The organism is Bathymodiolus azoricus thioautotrophic gill symbiont (genome assembly GCF_001298715.1).
Lineage (GTDB): Bacteria > Pseudomonadota > Gammaproteobacteria > PS1 > Pseudothioglobaceae > Thiodubiliella.
On the sequence record NZ_CDSC02000316.1, the window covers coordinates 1 to 2,777 of the forward strand.

Consider the following 2,777-nt stretch of genomic DNA (forward strand, 5'->3'; position numbering starts at 1 on the left):
ACTTATCCATTTGATGCAGGTTTTGATAGGCGTAAACCCTTATATATGCTATACCATTACTTAAATCATTTGAATATCTTTGGCGGTGGCTATCACGCTAATGTAATGAATTGCTATAATGCATTATATGGGTGAAATTTCACAACTAAAAGGTCTAGGGGTTACCAGCGAACAACAATTAAATGCTATTGGAGTGTACACGAAAAAAGATTTGGAAAAGATTGGTGCGCTAGAAGCTTATATTAGAATGAAAGAGCCGTATTTGTGTTTTTTGTACGCTTTAGTTGGTGCACTGGAGAATCGTTCTTGGTTAGATGTTGCACATCATGATAAAACACGCTTACTTATTGAATTAGACAATCTTAGATATCCCAATTAACAAAATTTTTAAGTAATTGCAAACCGTCATGCTGAGATTTTTCAGGGTGGAATTGCACCGCAAATAGATTATCTTTGGCAACCGCACAAGTAAAGTCAATACCATAATCACTTGACCCAGCAACCACTGACTCATCATCCTGCTTAACATAATAACTGTGCACACTATAAAAACGCGCATTATCTTCAATATCGTGCCAAAGTGGATGTTGTTGCGTTTGCTTGACCTTATTCCAGCCCATATGTGGGATTTTTAAAGTTGAATTAGTTGGTGTTTTTTCCGTTACGACAAAACTTGCGCCCTGTGAATGCAATTCATTTTTTGGAAAATGCACAATCTCGCCTGCAAGAATAGACAGCCCTTGGACACCACCATTTTCCTGTGAATGGTCAAATAACAGTTGCAAACCTAAGCAAATACCCAAAAAAGGTTTTTTATCTGCAGCTTGTTTAATCACATCAACTAATTGGCGCTCATTTAACTTTTGCATGCACGCACCGATTGCGCCCTGCCCTGGAAATACAAGTCGGTCTGCATCATTAATTAAATCTGCATTATCGGTAAGAAAGATTTTATCATTCGGCGCCACATGCTCTAATGCCTTTTGTACACTACGAACATTACCCATACCGTAATCAACAATTGCAATACTCTGGGACATTGTCTTTTACAGCGTGCCTTTAGTTGATGGAATAACGCCTGCCTGACGCTCATCTGGTGTAACTGCCATTCTAAGCGCTCTACCAAACGCCTTAAAAATCGTTTCTGCTTGATGGTGAGCATTGACTCCACGCAAATTATCAATATGCAAAGTAATTAAGGCGTGATTAACAAAACCTCGGAAAAATTCTGAAATTAAATCCACATCAAAAGTACCAATCATCGCACGGGTAAAATTCACATTAAGCTCTAAACCTGGGCGACCCGATAAGTCTAACACCACGCGTGATAATGCCTCATCTAATGGCACATAAGCATGCCCATAACGAGTCAAACCTGCCTTATCACCTGCTGCTTTTGCAAATGCCTGACCCAGCGTAATACCAATATCTTCAACGCTGTGATGATCATCAATCTGCGTATCGCCATCACATTTAATGGTTAAATCCATCAAACCATGGCGTGCAATTTGGTCCAACATATGATCTAAAAATGCCACGCCAGTGTCAATATTTGCCTGGCCTGTGCCATATAAATTTAACTCTACAACAATGTCGGTTTCGTTGGTTTTTCTAGATACTTTAATCATATTCATTTTGCAATCTCAATTGTCTTATTATTATAACTATTAATGGCAATAAAGCCCTTAGTCGGCAGTCCTTATGACATGGTTTACAAATATTCCTGAATCAAAATCTCAGCGATCTGAATACTGTTCAATGCTGCTCCCTTGCGAATATTATCAGAAACTACCCATAAGTTTAAACCTTTCTCATGAGAAATATCTTCACGAATGCGGCTCACAAATGTGTCATTGTGGTTAGTTGCTTCTACAAATGGTGTGGCATAACCACCATCTTCACGCTTATCCATCACCGTCACACCACTCGCTTTGGATAAAATCTTAGTTGCTTCAACAGCAGTAATCTTTTTCTTAGTTTCAATATTAATCGCTTCAGAATGTCCATAAATTACTGGCACACGAACTGCAGTAGGATTAACCAAAATATCATCATCTTCAAAAATCTTTTGCGTCTCCCACACCATTTTCATCTCTTCTTTAGTGTAGCCATTCTCTTGAAACACATCAATATGCGGAACCACATTAAACGCAATCTGTTTTGGGTAAACCTTAACATCAACCTCAGTATTGCCACTTAATAATTTAGTGGCTTGGTCAATTAATTCACTAATCGCCTCCTTACCAGAGCCTGATACCGCCTGATAAGTCGCTACATTGATTCGTTCAATACCCACCGCATCATAAATCGGCTTGAGTGCCACCAACATTTGAATGGTGGAACAATTTGGATTGGCAATAATATTTCGTTGTGTATAACCTGCAATCGCGTGTGGATTGACCTCAGGTACTACCAGAGGGACATCTTTATCACGACGAAAATGTGCCGTATTATCAATCACTATACAGCCCGCCTCAGCTGCAATCGGTGCATATTTTTCAGAAATGCTACCACCTGCTGAAAATAAACCCACTTGCGCCTGAGAGAAATCAAAGGTGTCTAAGTCCTGCACTGTCCAGCTTTTTCCCTGACAAAATACCCTCTTACCCGCTGAATTTTTACTGGCTAATGGATATAAATTATTAATCGGGAAATCTCGCTCATCTAAAATAGAAAGAATGGTCTCGCCCACTGCACCAGTTGCGCCCACAACACAAACATCATATTTCTTACTCATTTTCATTATCTTTTCCTTTTTTCTTTTTTCTTTTTTCTTT

Annotated in this window: 5 protein-coding genes; 2 read left to right on the top strand and 3 right to left on the bottom strand. The window is 39.1% G+C overall.

The genetic code is table 11. From position 1 onward, the window contains the following. Both BAZSYMA_RS06105 and BAZSYMA_RS06110 read left to right on the top strand, forming a co-directional pair. Positions 1-135 (top strand): fructosamine kinase family protein (locus tag BAZSYMA_RS06105; RefSeq protein ID WP_143243124.1); only part of this gene is annotated, 135 nt, incomplete at its 5' end. After that, complete coding sequence (locus BAZSYMA_RS06110; RefSeq protein WP_090716724.1) at positions 128-379, top strand: TfoX/Sxy family DNA transformation protein; 252 nt, start codon at positions 128-130, stop codon at positions 377-379. The genes BAZSYMA_RS06105 and BAZSYMA_RS06110, both read left to right, overlap by 8 nt. Here BAZSYMA_RS06110 and hisH read toward each other — a convergent pair. The 3 genes from hisH to BAZSYMA_RS06125 form a co-directional block, all read right to left on the bottom strand. Next, the gene (gene hisH, locus BAZSYMA_RS06115) at positions 363-1,040 is read right to left on the bottom strand and encodes an imidazole glycerol phosphate synthase subunit HisH (RefSeq protein WP_090716727.1); all 678 of its coding nucleotides are present in this window, start codon (positions 1,038-1,040) and stop codon (positions 363-365) included. The genes BAZSYMA_RS06110 and hisH overlap by 17 nt on opposite strands. 6 nt (positions 1,041-1,046) lie before the next feature. Continuing rightward, positions 1,047-1,628: an imidazoleglycerol-phosphate dehydratase HisB gene (gene hisB / locus BAZSYMA_RS06120; protein WP_090716729.1), complete on the bottom strand. Its 582-nt coding sequence runs from the start codon at positions 1,626-1,628 to the stop codon at positions 1,047-1,049. An 83-nt stretch (positions 1,629-1,711) separates the two neighbouring features. Continuing rightward, entirely contained in the window at positions 1,712-2,737 is a 1,026-nt protein-coding gene (locus BAZSYMA_RS06125) for an aspartate-semialdehyde dehydrogenase (RefSeq protein ID WP_090716731.1), read from the bottom strand. Between the last annotated feature and the right edge of the window lie 40 nt (positions 2,738-2,777).